Raw genomic sequence first — 15,574 nt, forward strand, 5'->3', positions numbered from 1 at the left:
GAGCAACACACACAGACGCCCTTCGCTTCCGAGCGAAGGGCGTTTGTGCGTTTGTAAGGCATCTCTTCTCCGCTGTCGGAGCCGAGTACTACTCTGACCGCAGAGCGGCGTGACATCGGCGCCGCGCTCGTGAGAAGGAGATCGATTATGACTGTTTCACGTACCTATCCGCACGGGGTCTCGTGCTGGGTCGACACTGATCAGCCCGACACTGCGGCCGCCCGGGGCTTCTACGGCCGCCTGTTTGGCTGGACCTTCACGTCGGTGATGGCGGAGGATGCACCCGCTCAATACTTCATCGCCCAACTCGACGGTCAGGATGTGGCAGCAATCGGCTCGGAGTCCGGCAGTCCGGCCTGGAATACCTATTTTGCGGTGACGGATGCCGACGAATCTGCGGCGCAGGTCGTGGCAGGTGGCGGAACCGTGGTGTCCCCGGCCGAAGACGCTGGGCCCGGTGGACGAACGGCAACCTGCCGCGACCCGCACGGTGCTGAATTCCGCCTCTGGCAGCCGTACCGGCGACCGGGAGCGCAGGTCGTGAACGCGCCCGGCTCGTGGAACTTCAGCGACCTTCGCACCACCGACCGTGATGCTGCCGCCGAGTTCTACTCTCACGTCTTCGGCTGGAGATACCTGAGTTTCGGTGCGGGGTTCGACGGAATGATCAGTGTGCCCGGGTACGGTGACCACCTCGCGGCAACGGCCGACCCGGATATCTACGTGCGGCAAGCCGACGCTCCAGCGGGGTTCGCCGACGTGATTGGTAACATGAGCGTCGCAACAGGGGTGGAAAGTTCGCACTGGCAAGTCACCTTCAGCGTTATGGATCGTGATGACAGTGTCACGCTCGCGGAATCGCTTGGCGCGACGCTGCTTGAAGCGACCGAACACAACTGGGCGGCTCTGGCCAGCCTCCGAGACCCGCAGGGTGCTCAGTTCGTTGTCAGTGAGTTCCGCCAGCCCGCCTGACACGCAAGCCCGCTCCGGAAGTCGCCACATGGCATCCTGAAGATATGTGGATTGGCTGGATCGAATTCGACATTCTGCTCGGTGACGTCCGCTCACTGAAGGAAAAGCGCTCGGTGATTCGGCCGCTCGTCGCCGACCTGCAACAACACTTCCATGTGAGCGTCGCTGAAGTGGGCTCGCTCGACCTGCATCGCCGCGCAGCCGTCGGCGTCGCGGTCGTCTCACCCGACCTTCGGCACGCCGGCGACATCCTCGACGCCATTGAACGATCGGTCGCGAACCGCCCTGAGATCGAGTTGCTCTCGGCACGGCGCGGGCTCTCGACACCTGATGACGAGTAGCGCTGCTTTTGGCGGGTTCCGCATCGACCCGCCAGACTGGAAGTACGCCCTCGATCGAGAAGAGTCCCTCATGCCAGAACCCGTCGATTCGCGCGTCGCCGTTTACATCGACTTCGACAACATCGTGATCTCGCGCTACGACCAGGTGCACGGTCGCAGCCAGTTCATGCGCGACAGGGCACGCGGTTTCAGCGCGGCCGACCGCGAGGCGAATCCCGAGATCGCCGAGAAGCTGAGCCGCGCGACCGTCGACGTTGGTGCGATCATCGACTTCGCCTCGTCATTCGGTACCCTCGTGCTCACACGGGCATACGCAGACTGGTCTGCTCCGTTCAACGCTGACTACCGCGGACAGCTGGTCAGCCGTGCCGTCGACCTGGTCCAGCTGTTCCCGGCGGCCGCCTACGCGAAAAACGGTGCAGACATCCGACTTGCCGTTGACAGCGTTGAGGATATGTTCCGACTTCCCGACCTCACCCACGTCATCATCGTGGCTGGCGACTCGGACTACATTGCCCTGGCGCAGCGCTGCAAGCGTCTCGGGCGTTACGTGGTCGGCATCGGGGTTGCTGGATCGACCAGCCGTTCGCTTGCTGCCGCCTGTGACGAGTTCGCCACCTACGACGCACTCCCCGGTGTGAAGCCGATCCCCCCGGCCCCCGTGGTCGAAGCACCCGAGCCCGACAAGCCGGCAACGGCGAAACGGGCCTCCCGTTCGAAGAAGACACCGACGGATGCCGTCGCTGCAGAATCGATAACGGATGCTGTCGCTTCCGAACCAGCGAAGGAGCCGGTTTCGCCCACCGCACTCGTCTTCTCCGGCCCCGATATGCCGGCGGCACCTCCGCGGCGCCGCGCGTCCCGACGCGCAGCGGCACCTGACCCCGAAATCGACGACGAACCAGAGGTCGAGCCCGACCCCCAGGATGTCGCGACCGGGCTGCTTGAGCGCGCGCTCCGGCTGGGGCACGAGAAGGACGACGCCGACTGGCTGCACAGTTCGAACGTGAAGACGCAGATGAAACGCATGGACCCGTCGTTCAGCGAGAAAGCCCTTGGTTTCCGGTCCTTCTCGGACTTCGTGAAGTCGCGTGAAGCTGTCGCCGAGATCGACGAGACTAGCACGGCCAGGCTGGTTCGACTCGCACCCGCTCTCTCCGACAGCTGAGCGGAGCAGCCGCCGACGACATTGCGGCTCCGACCGAGTTTCCTCGCGAGCTCGGTAATGTCGCGAGACGGGCACTCGCCGAGAACGGGTACACCAGATTCGACCAGCTCACCACTGTCACGACCGCTGAGCTCCTCGACCTTCACGGCATCGGCGCGAAGTCCATCCGGATTCTGTCTGAGTGTCTCGCGCAACGGGGACTGGCATTTCGGGAGATCTCCTAGGGCGATCCACCGAGACCGGGTTGGCCTCGCGTCGGAGTCACCCTCGGCGGATGATTCGGCGGCACTGTGCCCGGTGTTCACTGTTGCAAAAGTTTGGCATCCAAATGAGAGCGAGAAGTTATGTGTCGTTGGCTTGCGTACTCCGGTTCGCCGGTGTCGATTGAGGATCTGCTGTACAAGCCGGCGAACTCGCTCGTCGTCCAGAGTCGACACTCGCGGCTCGGCGCCGAGACGGTCAACGGCGACGGTTTCGGCATCGGCTGGTACGGTTCCCATGCAACACCGGGCATCTACCACAGCATTGAGCCAGCATGGAATGATCGCAACCTGCGTGAACTCTCGGCACAGGCATCCGCTGGTCGTGTCTTTGCCCACATCCGAGCGTCCACCGGCTCTGCCATCCAGCAGTCCAACTGTCACCCGTTTCGTTATGAGAACTGGTTGTGGATGCACAACGGCTCGATCGCTGACTTCTCCTTGGTCAAACGGGATTTGGTGATGGCTGTGGACCCGTCCCTGTATCCGGACATTGAAGGGTCAACCGACTCTGAGACCTTCTTCTTTCTCGCGCTCACGTTCGGGTTGGCTGAGGACCCTCGCGCTGCAGTGGCGAGGGCCGTGGGCTTCATCGAAGAAACCGGACGGAACCACGGTGTGCAGTTCCCGTTGCAGATGACCGTGGCGACGACTGATGGAGACACCACGTGGGCGTTTCGTTACTCGAGCGAGGGCCGGTCTCGTTCGCTGTTCCGAAGCACAGATGTCTCGACGCTTCGCCATCAATACCCCGATAACCCGCTCCTTCACGATCTCTCCGATGACGCTCGGCTTGTGGTCTCGGAACCTCTCGGCGATCTGCGTGGAGCGTGGGAAGAAGTGCCTGAATCCTCCTCGGTTGTTGTGCGGGGCGGCCGCGTGGACCTGCACGAGTTTGCGCCGGCGGCGGCAACCGCGGCGTAGGGCAAGGCACCGGGCAATGCGGTCCATCGCGAGGGCCGCTTGTCTTCGGTGCCTCGCCGAGCTCTGGTGCGACCCTCACGCATTCGATAGGTTCGGGTCATGCCCCTCGGAATGGATATCGCCTGGACGGCGTACACGGCGCTCGCTATCGTACTCATCGTCGCCATCGCGGTCGTTGTGATTCGCTTGCTGCTTGCGGCGACGCGAGCCCTCAACGCCTACGCAGACGACCGTAAGTTGCGGACGGCGATTGCCCTCGACGAGATTGATGCGATGGATGATGCACGAAGCCGCTGACGCCGCACAGGCCGCGGGTTTGCCGAGTGCAAACTCCGGTGTGTCCGGATGGCTCAACCCGAGGCGTGCTGGCTCGGCATCGTCCTACTCGTTCTCGGCACCGTCGGCGCCAACGCCCTGATCACCGGTTCCATCGCTCTCGGTGGACAGGAACTGGCATCGAGTTGGCCGATCTGGACACTCAACTCAGTGCTGAGCCTCATGGTGCCGCTTGGCGCCGGGTTTGTGGTCGCCTCGATAGTCGCGCGCGCGATCGGCGAAAAGCGGTTCTCGCGTCAGGCTGAGAGCACCGACGAGTCCCGGTTACCGCCCCGGTTGAGCCCAAGGTTTGCCGTCCTCCTGGGTACCGGCCTCATCGCAATCGCCATCGTCGACCAGAACCTGCTGTTCTTTCAGTACATACCCGACCGGCCGGGAGTGGAGCAGGATGTGCTGAGAATTCTCGCACCGCTCCTCGGTGTGCTCAGCCCTGTTGGCGCAGCCCTCATCCCCGGCGGCTGGCTCCTGGCACGCGTTGCCGCGTCGTCAGTGCCTGCGCCGAACGCGACCGGGACCGCGACCGCGCCGACCGTCTAACCTGCGTACGCCGATCTATTCGCTCGGCCGGTCCGCTTCGCTACCCAGGATTTCCGCAAGGCGACGAAGGGCGGGAACGCTCGCCTGAAGCTGGTCACGTTCGTCGGCGGTGAGCTGCGCGGCGGCACTGCTGACGGCGTCAGACCACGCAGACTCGAGAACCGTTTTGATGCGGAGCGACTCTTCAGTCGGGTGCAGCGCGACGTAGCGTTTGTCTGCCGGATCGTGCTTACGGGTGATCAGTCCGCGGATGACCAGCTCCTTGAGCTGGGTGCTCACGTTGCTGAGCTGACGGCCGAGGCGCGTGGCGAGTTCCGCAACGGTGATGCCCGGGTTGTTCTCGATGACACGGACGATGTCGAACGCCGCATTGGACAGGGCCGGATCACCGGTTCCCTCGTGTGACTTGCGGCGCACGTCCGCCGAGATGTCCATGAGCGCGACCGCAAACTCACGGGACTCATGCAGCCTGGATTCAGCGGCGACGTGACCATTGTGCATGACCTCAGCCTAGGGCGAACGAGACTGTGGTTTCGCGCAACGCGGCGCGAGCTGCAAGCGTTCGCATAAGCATCCGTTGTTGATCGTCCTTAACGCATTTGGCCCCGGATCGAAAGCATTCGCCGCATTCGCCGAGTGATCGTTGTGTGTGCGTGCCCTCCGTTTCTCACCCGGCCTCACATCTGGCCTTTGTGAATCGTCAGTAGTAGTGACACCAACTCGACACAGAGAGGATCACCGTGGGAATTGAGCAGACAGTCGTCATTGTGGGCGGAGGATATGCCGGGATCTTGTGCGCCAACCGTTTGCGATCCTCGTTGGGCGAGGACCGGGCCGCTCTGACCCGGGTCGTCGTCGTCAACCCGACGTCAGAGTTCCAGGAGCGGATTCGACTGCACGAGGTCGCTGCCGGCACGCGCACCTCGGCCGCGATACCGCTCGCAGAGATGCTGCATCCAGACGTTGAGGTGACCATCGGTCGGGTCGTCAGAATCGACTCCCCCGGCCGCGTCGCGGAGGTCGAACGCGCCGGCGAAATCCGTGCTCTGCACTACGACCTCCTGGTTTATGCGGTTGGCAGCTGCGCGGACCGGCGCACGCCGGGTGTCAGCGAATTCGCTCTCGGGCTTGCCGATCCGGCCGACGCGGCTGTGGCGCTTCAGGCGATCGGCGCCTCAGCACCCGGTTCGCGAGTCGTAGTGGTTGGAGGCGGGTTCACCGGCGTCGAAACCGCGAGTGAGGTCGCTGACCAGCATCCCGATCTTGAGGTCGTGCTTCTCTCAGCGGAACTTCTCGTGCCACACATGCGGGCGGCGGCCCGCCGGTCGATTCATCGATCGCTCCGTCGCCTCGGCGTTGATGTCCGCGAGAACGCGCGTGTGGATTGCATCACCGAGAGCGCAATCGTCCTGGACTCTGGTGAGCTCGTGAGTTTTGGCGTCTGCATGTGGACCGCGTCCTTCTCCGTTCCGGATCTGGCTCGTGCCAGCGGACTGACCGTCGATGAGCGGGGCCGCTTGCTCGTCGATGAACATCTTCGGAGCGTTGATAGCCAGCACATCCTCGGTGCGGGCGACGCCGTCCGGCTCCCGGAGTCGGTGGGCGCCCACGTCCGGATGGGCTGCGCCATGGCACTTCCCCTTGGCGGCGCGGCCGCAGCGACCGCCCTTGCCATTCTTCGCGGTGAGCAACCGCCGACGGTTTCGGTTGGATTTCTTGTGCAGTGCGTCAGCCTGGGCCGTTCACGCGGTTACGTTCAAGTTGTGCACGCCGACGATTCGCCGACGTCACTCGCTCTGGGCGGGCGACTGGGCGCTTTCGTGAAAGAAGCGGTGTGCAGAATGACGGTGAACTCCTCACGGCGCGAACGCACGGAGCCGGGTGCATTCTGGGCGCCGAAGGGACCGAAACCTCGACCGAGCGGAGCCACTCCGGCACAATGGGCACCGTGATGTTCGAACGCGATAGCAGTGAGTATCGACGGTTATTTGGGGTCGCCTATCGGATCCTCGGCTCGGTGCACGACGCAGAAGACGCCGTGCAGGAGGGCTTCGAACGCTGGCAACGATTGACCGCCGACGAGCGCGATGCAATTCGCGAACCGATGGGCTGGCTCACTCGGGTGGTGAGCCGCATCTGCCTCGACGAGCTCAAATCGGCTCGATCTCGCCGAGAGAACTACGTGGGGATCTGGCTTCCCGAGCCGCTCCTGGGTGAGGCTGTCTCGGTAACGCTGCCCGTGACATCCGTCGACCCTCACGACTCCGTCAGCCTTGACGAATCGATCTCGCTCGCGCTCCTGGTCGCAATGGAACAGTTGACCCCGCCTGAGCGGGTGAGCCTGATCCTGCATGACGTCTTTGGAATGCCGTTTGGCGAAATCGGCGAAATCGTTGGACGAACAGCGGATGCCTGTCGGCAGCTTGCGACGTCGGCGCGCCGGAACGTGCGATCACGTCCCCGATTCGACGTGAACGGCTCCGAACGTGATGCCGTCGTCGGCGCGTTCGCTCGCGCGTGCATGGACGGGAACCTCGAAGCGCTCGCCGCCGTCCTCGACCCGGAGGTGATTTCGCGCGCGGACGGTGGAGAGCACATTCACGCCGCCCGCAAGGCCCTGCGAGGAGCGAATGCCGTCGCGGTGTATCTGCTCGGCGTGTTGGGGCAGCAGCGCAATCGCGGCGCGGCTGTTGTTCCGTCACTCGAGCCGGTGAACGGGCGCACGGGAATCGTTTTGCGCGAAGGCCGGAGCATTGTCGCGGTTGTCGACCTTGCGGTCGCCGATGGGGCGGTGCGGGAGATCGCGTTGGTGGTGAACCCGGAGAAGATCGACACTCCGTTAACGCCACACGTGTGACAGTGTGAGTGCCATGACGATTCGGTTTCCTTCCCCGCTCGCCTCCGGTGATCGAATAGGAATCACGGCACCTTCCAGTGGTGTCGGCCCGAACGAACAGGATCGATTGCATTTCGCCTGTCAATGGCTTCGGGATCAGGGTTTTCAGGTTGAGCTTGGCGAGTGCATGGACGGCTCGGCTCACATCAGCGCTCCAGCAGCGGCTCGAGCGGCTGAACTGATGCGGATGTTGCTCGACCCTGAAATCCGTGCCGTGATCCCACCGTGGGGCGGCGAAACCGCGATCGATCTCCTGCCGCTCCTCGACTTCGACGCCCTCGCACAAGCAGAGCCGACCTGGTTCGTCGGCTACTCCGACATTTCGACGCTTCTCACCCCGATTACCCTGCTTACCGGGTGGGCGACCGTGCACGGCCCGAATCTCATGGACAGTCCGTATGAGCTACCGGAGACTCTGACGTCCTGGCTCGATGTCGCGACGGCAGCTCCCGGCACCGTTATCCGTCAATCGCCCTCGAACCGTTTCCGAAGAGGCGACCACGACGACTGGATGGCTCATCCCAACATCACCACACATACGTGGAACGGGACTGGCTCGTGGAGGCGCCTCGACGAGGGTTCAGGTCCGGTCGCTGCGGAAGGACGGTTGATTGGTGGGTGTATCGAGACTCTGGCGAACGTCGCTGGCACACCGTTCGGCGACACCTCGTCCCTTCGCGGTGAGTTCGGAACGGAGCCGACCATCGTTTTCGTCGAAGCCTCAGAGGACGACGCCTTTGACATCTGCCGAAACCTGCACGGCATGAAGCTGGCCGGGTTCTTCGACGGTGCGGTCGCCATTCTCGTCGGACGCACAGCGGCACCAGGAATGCCGTCGCTGAGCCAGGACGACGCGGTCTTGGACGCTCTGGGCTCGCTCACGGTACCGATCATCGCCGACCTCGAAATCGGGCACGTTCCACCCCAGATGTCGATCATCAATGGTGCAAAGGCTCGGTTCATTCACAACGAGCGAGAGAGCTTTTTGGAGCAACAGCTCGGCTGACGATTCCGTAAGCCTCGTCACGGTTCCACAACAGCACCTTCGGCGGGAACGCTGGACTCCCGCCACGTGCCAAGACTCCGGCTGCCCAGCTCCTCTCGATACCGGCGAAACACGATCGGAATTCCCTGGGCGACCGAGAGATCTCGACTGTCCATCGCCTGCACGTGGACGTGAGGTTGGGTCGAGTTGCCGGAGTTCCCGCAGACAGCGACTCGCTGTCCCGTCACAACCCGGTCCCCCGCACCCACGATGAGTGAGTCGCGCTGCAGGTGCACGAGGGCGACGAATGCTCCTCGGTCTGGGAGCTCGATGATCACATAGTTGCCAGCGATCGCCGAGACTCCCTGGCGCATCCTGCCTCCCTGCCCGAGCATGTATCCCACCAGCGCGAAAGGCGATCGACGCGCTTCATGGTCCGGCTCACCATCGTGCACCTCGGCAATCACACCGTCGCACGGAGCGAGTATCGGTCGGCCGAATGAGAAGAACAGCTCGGGTGGTTCGGCGCCGGCCAGCGTCCGAAGGCTCACGTGTTCGGTCGTCCGGCGCCGAGCATCGACACCGACGAAGTCGATCGCGTACCGTTCACCGAATGCATCGGTACCGTGGCTTGGCACACGCCGCGCCGGACTGTTCTGCACCAGCCAGCGACCGGTGAACGGCAGGTCAAGAACGAGGCGTCTACCCGGCTCGTTTGGCTGCGCTGCCGTCATTGCAGCAGTCTAGAACCATCCCGGATTTTCCCCTGATTGCCCCCGCTGACCAGTACGGTGTGATCATGACGGAGCAGAAGAACCCTTCCGAGCAAACCCGCGCGCGGCTCGGCACAACGCAAATGGCGTGGCTGCTCATCGCCGGTCTCCTGTCCGCGATCGCACTCCTCTACGCCGTGATCGCGCCGCTTCTCACGAAGAACCCCGCGGGAATTCCTCTGGGAATCCTCTGCGGTCTCTCCGCCTTCGGCATTGTTCTCATTGTTCGCCGGTCTAGGCACCCATAACGTGCTAACACGGGTCGCCTGTATCACGGGCGTGGGTCGAAAGAACGGCATTGCGCGATCAATCGCACTTCGATTGGCGAACGATGGCTGGGATATCGCGTTCAACTATTGGGTGCCGTACGAAGAACGAATGTCGCTCGGCGGAACGGCCAGCGACCCCGCCAACATTGCCGATGAGATCGCGGCGACGGGGACACGCGCACTGGCTATCGAGGCAGACCTCGAAGACCCGTCCGCGCCAGCTCATATTCTTGGTCGCGCAACGGCAGAGCTCGGACCGGTTTCCGCTCTGGTGCTCTCGCATTCCGAATCGGTGGACTCGGGCATTCTCGACACCTCGGTCGACAGCTTCGACCGGCACTTCGCGGTCAACACCCGAGCGGCGTGGCTTCTCATTCGAGCCTTCGCTCTGCAGGTACCGACGGACGGCGGTGCCATCGTTGCGCTGACGAGCGACCATGTCGTGCACAACATGCCTTACGGCGCGAGCAAAGGCGCGCTCGATCGAATCGTGATCGCCGCCGCTCGCGAGCTGGGCGACCTCGGCATCTCGTCGAATTCGCTGAATCCCGGGCCGGTGGACACGGGATGGATGGACGAGAGCATCCGTGCGTCTGGAGTCGCTCGCCAGCCGACGGGGCGACTCGGCACAACAGACGACATCGCAAACGTCGTCCGTTTCCTCGTCTCACCGGAGGGGCGCTGGGTCTCCGGTCAGCTGATCAAAGCTGACGGAGGGTTCTCCGTCTAGGAAAAGGGCCACGCTCGGCGCGGAATATGCACACAGGTCAACGCACGATCTCGCTTCGAAGCGGCAGCGCGCGCACCGCCTCAAATCGGCGGAATGCGCCATCGACAGGATCAGTGAAGCTCAGTTCGCTCGCCAACAGCTGCAGTGGGTGCTCGAAGTCGTCAACTGACACGTCCCGCACAACGGGGTACAGCGGGTCACCGCTGATCGGAATGCCCAGGCTCCACATGTGCAGCCGCAGCTGATGCATTCGCCCCGTCCGCGGCGTCAGCCGGTAAACAGCCTCCGTTCCGCCGATCACCGTCTCAAGCTCAACCAGCGACTCGGAGTTCGCCGGCTCCCCCGCAACAATCTCGCCCTGCATTCGCCCGCGCTGTTTCACCAGGTGGTTGCTCACGGTCACCGGCAGGTCCAGCTCCGGGCGATGCGCCGCGAGCGCTCGATACACCTTCCGCACCTCACCTCGCTGAAACAGCGTCTGATACGGCGCACGCCACCGCTTTTCCGTCGCAAGAATCAGAAGACCGGATGTCACACGGTCCAGTCGATGAAGCGGCGACAGTTCCGGCAGCCCGAGTTCCGCACGCAGCCGCACGACCACACTCTGTTGCACGTGCCGCCCTCGCGGAATCGTCGAAAGGAAGGGAGGTTTATCGATCACGACGATCCGTTCGTCACGATGGACGACAGCGATTTTTCCCGGTACGGATGCCTCCTCCCGCAGATCTCGATGAAACCAGACGAAGGTGTGTGGCCGGTAAGCGTCCGACCCAGCGACGGCGGCACCTGACTGATAGACGAAACGCTTGTCGTTCAGAAACTGGGCGACGTCGATGAATTCGGAGAGACGGTCAGTCAACCAGGCGCCCATGGTCGGCCATGGCTCCGGCAGTGACCGATCGAGGTCAGGAGTCCTCATCCACGCTGGATCCAGCCCGTGTCGCTGCGGGAGCGGAGAGCGTGGAGGCATTCCCCGATCGTATCCGGAGAAACGAAAGTGACATGGCGCCCCCAGCGAAGACACCCCCGAATATCAGTCCGTTGCGGCGTCTGCACCGATAACGTGGTCGCTATCTGCGCTGCGTCTCGACAGCGTTGAGCTTTGTCGAAACCAGGAGCACAATGAACGATCTCGTTCTGCACTCGCGCCGGAAGCGTGCCGACAGCCGAGCAATTCGGCCTTTGTTCGCGCTCGCAGCGGTGATTCCCGCTCTGGTCGCGGCTCTCGCCGTACCAGCCCATGCGGCCACCGTCGATGCTGCGTCACCAAGTGCCGGATCAACGGCCGTGGTTGCGGCGGTCGACGACTCCCAGCTCAACGCGGGCCCACCGAGTCGCGGAGGAAACTATATGCACGACGCCGACGCTGCATGGGTCCGTCCCGTCGCCGGCAGGATCACGTCGAACTACGGCCCGCGCCCCGTCATCTGCACTCCGGCGGGGTGCTCGAACACGTTCCACGACGGGGTCGACTTCGGCTCGGCGTGCGGCACACCGATCAAAGCCATTTCGCCCGGCCGCGTGACCTCAGCGACCAACGCTGGCAGCTTCGGAGAGCGCGTGATCATCGACCACGGCAGCGGTCTCGAGTCGATCTACGGGCACATGCAGACCGGGTCGTTCAAAGTGTCCGTCGGCCAGCACGTTCAAGCCGGCACCATCATCGGCAACGTCGGCATGACCGGCGTCGCCACCGGCTGCCACCTCGACCTGAAGATCCGCACGGGCGCATACACCGACCCGAAGCCCTTCCTCGCGTTCCGCGGGGTGACTCTTTAGAACGAACCGATTCCCGGGCGCTCGTCGAGCATTCCTGACGCCGAGCTTTGCCCGTCGTCCGCGTTCGGACGGAAGCTGCGGCCCGGCCGCAGCCTGCTCGTTCCCCGATGGTGTCTTTCAGGCGCATCGCTTCAGCACCGGGGATTGCAGCCTCGACCCGCGCCGAACGGGTCCTAGCATGGGACGCATGCACAGCTCACTGCCGAGAAGCACGCCGTCCGCTCACTCCGTTGACGCCCAAGGCATCGCCGCCTTTATCGAGGCACTCGAAGCCGCCCCGAACATCGAACCGCACAGCCTCATGCTGCTGCGCCATGGGCATGTGCTTGCTGAGGGCTGGTGGTCACCATACTCACCTGACCGGGTCCACCTGCTCTACTCGCTGAGCAAAAGCTTTACCTCCACCGCTGTAGCCTTCGCCGTCGAGGAAGGCCTGCTCAGTCTCGACGACACTGTGCTCAGCCACTTTCCCGAGATTGACGCTGACATCGGCGACCCCCGCAGCCGTTCCATGCTCGTTCGGCATGTCCTCGCGATGTCGAGCGGCCACCGTGAAGACACGCTCGACCGCGCCCTGGCCATCGACCAGGACAACCTCGTTCGCGGGTTCCTCCTGCTTCCTCCCGACGAGGAGCCCGGCGCTGTTTTCGCCTACAACCAGCCGTGTACGTATGCCGCGGCGCTGATCGTTCAACGCGCCTCCGGGCAGTCGCTCGTCGATTACCTCCGCCCGCGCCTCCTGGATCCGCTCGGAATCGGCGACGTGGGCTGGACAACGGATGCCTCTGGTCATGAACTCGGATTCAGTGGCCTCCACGCAGCAACGGAAGCGATCGCCGCCCTCGGGCAGCTGTACCTGCAGCGGGGAATGTGGAACGGCACACAACTGATCCCGGCCGGGTGGGTGGATGAGGCAACCCGGGCGCACATTTCCAACGGCTCGAACCCCGCATCCGACTGGGAGCAGGGCTACGGCTTCCAATTCTGGATAGCCCGCCACGGCTATCGGGGCGACGGCGCGTACGGTCAATTCTGTGTGGTTCTGCCGGCGCACGATGTCGTCCTGGCGATGACCGGTCAGAGCGACGACATGCAGGGGGTCCTCAACCTGGCCTGGGAGCACCTGCTCCCCGCTTTCGGTACGCAGAACGAGTTCCGTGGCAATTCGATGACGGATGCCACGCTGGCCGCGCAGCTTGCGTCCCTGGCCCTTCCCGCTCTCGAAACGGGTCAAGGCGATCGGCCGGTCACATCGCACACCTTCTCACCGTCGTCAGCCGATACGTACCCGTCTCTGACCTCCATTCACCTCCGGGCGAGCGACACCGGGCTTGTGCTCACGCTCGTTGAGGACGAAAACCACATCGAGGTTCCGGCGGGATTCGGCGAGTGGCTCACGAGCGAAGCGACGTCGGCGAGTGCCGGCTGGGGCTCGAAGCACCTCGCGGTCGACGTGATCTTCATCGAAACACCGCATCGGCTTCACATCCGTCTCGATTCGGAAACCTCAACCTTTGAAACCCGCTGGGAGACCGAACCGTTGCACGCTCCCCCGCTCGTCTCGCTCCGCAAACCGCAGGAACCACGTTCCTGACCAGCTGAACCTCGTCATTGCACCTGTTCGAGCTCCTCGATCAGCCCGTTGTGTTCGGCGTCATGGGCGATCGCCTTGCCAAGCCTCTCTGCGGCCTCGCGATAGATGGGCCTGGTGAGGATTGTCGTTGCAGCACGCGCCATACGCGGGGCTCCGGCGCGACGGGACAGAGCGATTCCGGCGCCACGGGTGGTGACACGCACCGCGTTGTCGGACTGGTCGCGGCCGTGGGGAAGAACGAGCAGAGGCACTCCGGCCGCGAGAGTTTTGACCACCGTGCCATGGCCGCCGTGTGTGACGACCAGGGCGGCCTGGCGAAGCACCTCACCGTGCGGTGCGGATGAAACGACAGAGACATGCGCTGGTGCGGAGATGGCATTCGTAGGCACCGCAGGCCCGGTTGTGACAACGGCACGCACCGGGAGCGAACTCAGGGCATCGACGATCTTCTGCATGCACCCGACGTGGTTCTGAAACGTTGATGACATTGCCACGAGAACGAGGGGCTCGTCGCCTGCCGGTGGGATCCACGGTTGCGTTGCGGCCCACGCCGGGTCGTCGAGGATGGGGCCGACGTAGCGGGCGTTTTCGGGCATTCGTGCCGGAAAATCGAACGACCTCGACGTGAGAATAAGGTGACGTCGTGCAAAACGCATTTGAGCCCACGTCGTCGGAATGGGCGCCAGAGAGTATTCGCTGCGAAGCGTGTTAATTCCCGGCAGAGCATATCGATCGAACAACCGCACGCCAGCGGTGCTGAAAATCCTGTCACGAAGAGGACCGAACGGCCCTCGAGCCGGCGCCAATCCCGCGCCAAACGGCGGCATTCCCTCGGCAGGGAATGGATACACGTTAGGAATCAGGAGATCGAAAGGCACTCCGCGTACCTCGGCCGCGACCATGGCGCCGACCGCAAGAGACGACGCGACGACGAGGTCGGGCTGGACAGCATCGATGGCCATCAGGGTATCCGCAGCCTGATCCGGTGCGGGTCCGACCATCATGTGATCTGCCATGGTTCGAGCGAGAGCGAGGGGCGTCAGGTTCCAGTCGCGGAAAGTGCCAGAGGGTGCGGTGGCCCGCGGCAGGTATGCCGCGCCCGTGCGGCGTACCGCCTCTGCGAGAGTCTCGTCCGCGAGGACGGTGACCTCGTGCCCGCGGTCGACGAGTCGACGGGCGACACCGAGCTCAGGAGGAACTGTGCCGCCCGCGTCGATGAGCGCGAACAGGTATCGTCGGGGCGGTGTCCCGTGAGGATGGTGCGGTGAGTCGTCACCGGTCATGGCTGTCATGTTAGGCAGCGTCTTTGAGCCCCGCAACGGGTCGGGCAGGTTGCTGGTGCACGCATGGCTACCCGCGCCCAGCCGCTATCCGGCCGGGCGACTCGCTCCGAGCACAGCGTCGACGATTCCATCCAGACGCGCTGGGTTTGGGGCTTGAGCGAGCAGTCGAAAAAGCACAGTCCCCAAAAGTGCGTCAGCGATGGCAGCGGAATCCACCGCTGCTGACAATTGTCCAGCGTGCTGGCCGCGCTCGAGACGATTCAGGAGGTCTCGATGGAGCGGTCCCGTCAGGTGGTCCCACAGAGCGGTTGCCTGGGCGGCATCGTCCGAAGCGGCGGCGGCAAGCGCGCGAACCATGGGACCGGTTGCTGCGTCATTCATCACCTGAACGGTCACGTGCAGCCAGGCTTTGAGGTCGTCCTCGAGTGACCCCGTTACCGCGACGTCAGCTGAGGGCAGCCGAAGGTATCCCTCAACGACCGCATCAGCGATAACGCTCGACTTCGCTCTCCACCACCGATAGATGGTTTGTTTGCCAGCGCCCGCTCGCGTGGCAATGGCTGTCGTCGTGATGTTGGCGTACCCGATTTCGTCGACGAGCCCGGCGGCGGCCCGAAGAATCGCATGGCGGGTTGCCTCGCTTCGCGGTCGACCCAATTTCGCTTCAACCATTTTCTGATTCTAGGGTTTATAGTCGCATTACGAGACGGAGTGTCTCGATAGTCGC

Annotated in this window: 18 protein-coding genes; 13 read left to right on the forward strand and 5 right to left on the reverse strand. The window is 63.6% G+C overall.

The features are described from left to right. Nucleotides 1–147: 147 nt before the first annotated feature. The 6 genes from D9V28_RS05905 to D9V28_RS05935 all read left to right on the forward strand — a co-directional run bounded on the left by D9V28_RS05905 (nucleotide 148) and on the right by D9V28_RS05935 (nucleotide 4,538). A complete protein-coding gene (locus tag D9V28_RS05905; protein ID WP_121658711.1) occupies nucleotides 148–972 on the forward strand; it encodes a VOC family protein in 825 nt (274 codons plus the stop codon). Between the two features lie 44 nt (nucleotides 973–1,016). Beyond that, nucleotides 1,017–1,313, forward strand: a complete 297-nt coding sequence (locus D9V28_RS05910; protein WP_121658712.1) for a DUF503 domain-containing protein — start codon at nucleotides 1,017–1,019, stop codon at nucleotides 1,311–1,313. 70 nt (nucleotides 1,314–1,383) lie between these two features. After that, the gene (locus D9V28_RS05915) at nucleotides 1,384–2,481 is read left to right on the forward strand and encodes an NYN domain-containing protein (RefSeq protein ID WP_121658924.1); all 1,098 of its coding nucleotides are present in this window, start codon (nucleotides 1,384–1,386) and stop codon (nucleotides 2,479–2,481) included. A gap of 344 nt (nucleotides 2,482–2,825) precedes the next feature. Continuing rightward, a complete protein-coding gene (locus D9V28_RS05925) occupies nucleotides 2,826–3,665 on the forward strand; it encodes a class II glutamine amidotransferase (RefSeq protein ID WP_121658713.1) in 840 nt (279 codons plus the stop codon). Nucleotides 3,666–3,764: 99 nt separating this feature from the next. Beyond that, on the forward strand, nucleotides 3,765–3,962 hold the full coding sequence (locus D9V28_RS05930; protein WP_121658714.1) for a hypothetical protein: 198 nt from the start codon (nucleotides 3,765–3,767) through the stop codon (nucleotides 3,960–3,962). Nucleotides 3,963–4,010: 48 nt separating this feature from the next. Continuing rightward, nucleotides 4,011–4,538: a hypothetical protein gene (locus D9V28_RS05935; protein WP_121658715.1), complete on the forward strand. Its 528-nt coding sequence runs from the start codon at nucleotides 4,011–4,013 to the stop codon at nucleotides 4,536–4,538. A 15-nt stretch (nucleotides 4,539–4,553) separates the two neighbouring features. Here the strand turns inward: D9V28_RS05935 and D9V28_RS05940 are convergent, their stop codons facing one another. Next, nucleotides 4,554–5,039 (reverse strand): MarR family winged helix-turn-helix transcriptional regulator, encoded by a 486-nt coding sequence (locus D9V28_RS05940; RefSeq protein ID WP_121658716.1) that lies wholly within the window; start codon nucleotides 5,037–5,039, stop codon nucleotides 4,554–4,556. Nucleotides 5,040–5,278: 239 nt separating this feature from the next. On the opposite strand from D9V28_RS05940, the gene D9V28_RS05945 reads away from it, so the two are divergent. From D9V28_RS05945 to D9V28_RS05955, 3 genes are read left to right on the forward strand one after another with little or no spacing between them, the layout of a single operon-like run. Continuing rightward, nucleotides 5,279–6,490, forward strand: a complete 1,212-nt coding sequence (locus D9V28_RS05945) for an NAD(P)/FAD-dependent oxidoreductase (RefSeq protein WP_183086436.1) — start codon at nucleotides 5,279–5,281, stop codon at nucleotides 6,488–6,490. Then, a complete protein-coding gene (sigJ, locus tag D9V28_RS05950) occupies nucleotides 6,490–7,395 on the forward strand; it encodes an RNA polymerase sigma factor SigJ (RefSeq protein WP_121658926.1) in 906 nt (301 codons plus the stop codon). The genes D9V28_RS05945 and sigJ overlap by 1 nt, the downstream gene beginning before the upstream one ends. 13 nt (nucleotides 7,396–7,408) lie before the next feature. Beyond that, complete coding sequence (locus D9V28_RS05955; RefSeq protein WP_121658718.1) at nucleotides 7,409–8,440, forward strand: S66 family peptidase; 1,032 nt, start codon at nucleotides 7,409–7,411, stop codon at nucleotides 8,438–8,440. A 17-nt stretch (nucleotides 8,441–8,457) separates the two neighbouring features. Here the strand turns inward: D9V28_RS05955 and D9V28_RS05960 are convergent, their stop codons facing one another. Next, complete coding sequence (locus D9V28_RS05960; protein ID WP_121658719.1) at nucleotides 8,458–9,153, reverse strand: M23 family metallopeptidase; 696 nt, start codon at nucleotides 9,151–9,153, stop codon at nucleotides 8,458–8,460. A 65-nt stretch (nucleotides 9,154–9,218) separates the two neighbouring features. Here D9V28_RS05960 and D9V28_RS05965 point away from each other — a divergent pair, with 65 nt between their 5' ends. Both D9V28_RS05965 and D9V28_RS05970 read left to right on the forward strand, forming a co-directional pair. Further along, entirely contained in the window at nucleotides 9,219–9,440 is a 222-nt protein-coding gene (locus D9V28_RS05965; RefSeq protein WP_147440919.1) for a hypothetical protein, read from the forward strand. A 1-nt stretch (nucleotide 9,441) separates the two neighbouring features. Next, nucleotides 9,442–10,191: an SDR family oxidoreductase gene (locus D9V28_RS05970; protein ID WP_121658721.1), complete on the forward strand. Its 750-nt coding sequence runs from the start codon at nucleotides 9,442–9,444 to the stop codon at nucleotides 10,189–10,191. Nucleotides 10,192–10,228: 37 nt separating this feature from the next. Here the strand turns inward: D9V28_RS05970 and D9V28_RS05975 are convergent, their stop codons facing one another. After that, the gene (locus D9V28_RS05975) at nucleotides 10,229–11,161 is read right to left on the reverse strand and encodes a pseudouridine synthase (RefSeq protein ID WP_121658722.1); all 933 of its coding nucleotides are present in this window, start codon (nucleotides 11,159–11,161) and stop codon (nucleotides 10,229–10,231) included. Nucleotides 11,162–11,313: 152 nt separating this feature from the next. Between D9V28_RS05975 and D9V28_RS05980 the strand changes: the two genes are divergently transcribed. Next, nucleotides 11,314–11,970: a M23 family metallopeptidase gene (locus tag D9V28_RS05980; protein WP_121658723.1), complete on the forward strand. Its 657-nt coding sequence runs from the start codon at nucleotides 11,314–11,316 to the stop codon at nucleotides 11,968–11,970. Between the two features lie 187 nt (nucleotides 11,971–12,157). After that, a complete protein-coding gene (locus D9V28_RS05985; protein ID WP_229727735.1) occupies nucleotides 12,158–13,564 on the forward strand; it encodes a serine hydrolase domain-containing protein in 1,407 nt (468 codons plus the stop codon). 14 nt (nucleotides 13,565–13,578) lie between these two features. On the opposite strand, the gene D9V28_RS05990 is transcribed toward D9V28_RS05985, so the two are convergent. Together D9V28_RS05990 and D9V28_RS05995 are read right to left on the reverse strand one after the other, a co-directional pair. Continuing rightward, complete coding sequence (locus D9V28_RS05990; RefSeq protein ID WP_121658725.1) at nucleotides 13,579–14,847, reverse strand: glycosyltransferase; 1,269 nt, start codon at nucleotides 14,845–14,847, stop codon at nucleotides 13,579–13,581. A gap of 84 nt (nucleotides 14,848–14,931) precedes the next feature. Then, complete coding sequence (locus D9V28_RS05995; RefSeq protein ID WP_121658726.1) at nucleotides 14,932–15,519, reverse strand: TetR/AcrR family transcriptional regulator; 588 nt, start codon at nucleotides 15,517–15,519, stop codon at nucleotides 14,932–14,934. Between the last annotated feature and the right edge of the window lie 55 nt (nucleotides 15,520–15,574).

Source organism: Mycetocola zhadangensis, from assembly GCF_003668565.1.
Taxonomy (GTDB): Bacteria; Actinomycetota; Actinomycetes; order Actinomycetales; family Microbacteriaceae; genus Mycetocola_A; species Mycetocola_A zhadangensis.

Coding starts and splice junctions, on each gene's coding strand:
- D9V28_RS05910 (WP_121658712.1), top strand. CDS start 1,017: ATGTGGATTGGCTGGATCGAATTCGACATTCTGCTCGGTGACGTCCGC.
- D9V28_RS05935 (WP_121658715.1), top strand. CDS start 4,011: ATGGCTCAACCCGAGGCGTGCTGGCTCGGCATCGTCCTACTCGTTCTC.
- D9V28_RS05930 (WP_121658714.1), top strand. CDS start 3,765: ATGCCCCTCGGAATGGATATCGCCTGGACGGCGTACACGGCGCTCGCT.
- D9V28_RS05905 (WP_121658711.1), top strand. CDS start 148: ATGACTGTTTCACGTACCTATCCGCACGGGGTCTCGTGCTGGGTCGAC.
- D9V28_RS05995 (WP_121658726.1), bottom strand. CDS start 15,519: ATGGTTGAAGCGAAATTGGGTCGACCGCGAAGCGAGGCAACCCGCCAT.
- D9V28_RS05940 (WP_121658716.1), bottom strand. CDS start 5,039: ATGCACAATGGTCACGTCGCCGCTGAATCCAGGCTGCATGAGTCCCGT.
- D9V28_RS05990 (WP_121658725.1), bottom strand. CDS start 14,847: ATGACCGGTGACGACTCACCGCACCATCCTCACGGGACACCGCCCCGA.
- D9V28_RS05955 (WP_121658718.1), top strand. CDS start 7,409: ATGACGATTCGGTTTCCTTCCCCGCTCGCCTCCGGTGATCGAATAGGA.
- D9V28_RS05980 (WP_121658723.1), top strand. CDS start 11,314: ATGAACGATCTCGTTCTGCACTCGCGCCGGAAGCGTGCCGACAGCCGA.
- D9V28_RS05985 (WP_229727735.1), top strand. CDS start 12,158: ATGCACAGCTCACTGCCGAGAAGCACGCCGTCCGCTCACTCCGTTGAC.
- D9V28_RS05960 (WP_121658719.1), bottom strand. CDS start 9,153: ATGACGGCAGCGCAGCCAAACGAGCCGGGTAGACGCCTCGTTCTTGAC.
- D9V28_RS05915 (WP_121658924.1), top strand. CDS start 1,384: ATGCCAGAACCCGTCGATTCGCGCGTCGCCGTTTACATCGACTTCGAC.
- sigJ (WP_121658926.1), top strand. CDS start 6,490: ATGTTCGAACGCGATAGCAGTGAGTATCGACGGTTATTTGGGGTCGCC.
- D9V28_RS05965 (WP_147440919.1), top strand. CDS start 9,219: ATGACGGAGCAGAAGAACCCTTCCGAGCAAACCCGCGCGCGGCTCGGC.
- D9V28_RS05925 (WP_121658713.1), top strand. CDS start 2,826: ATGTGTCGTTGGCTTGCGTACTCCGGTTCGCCGGTGTCGATTGAGGAT.
- D9V28_RS05975 (WP_121658722.1), bottom strand. CDS start 11,161: ATGCCTCCACGCTCTCCGCTCCCGCAGCGACACGGGCTGGATCCAGCG.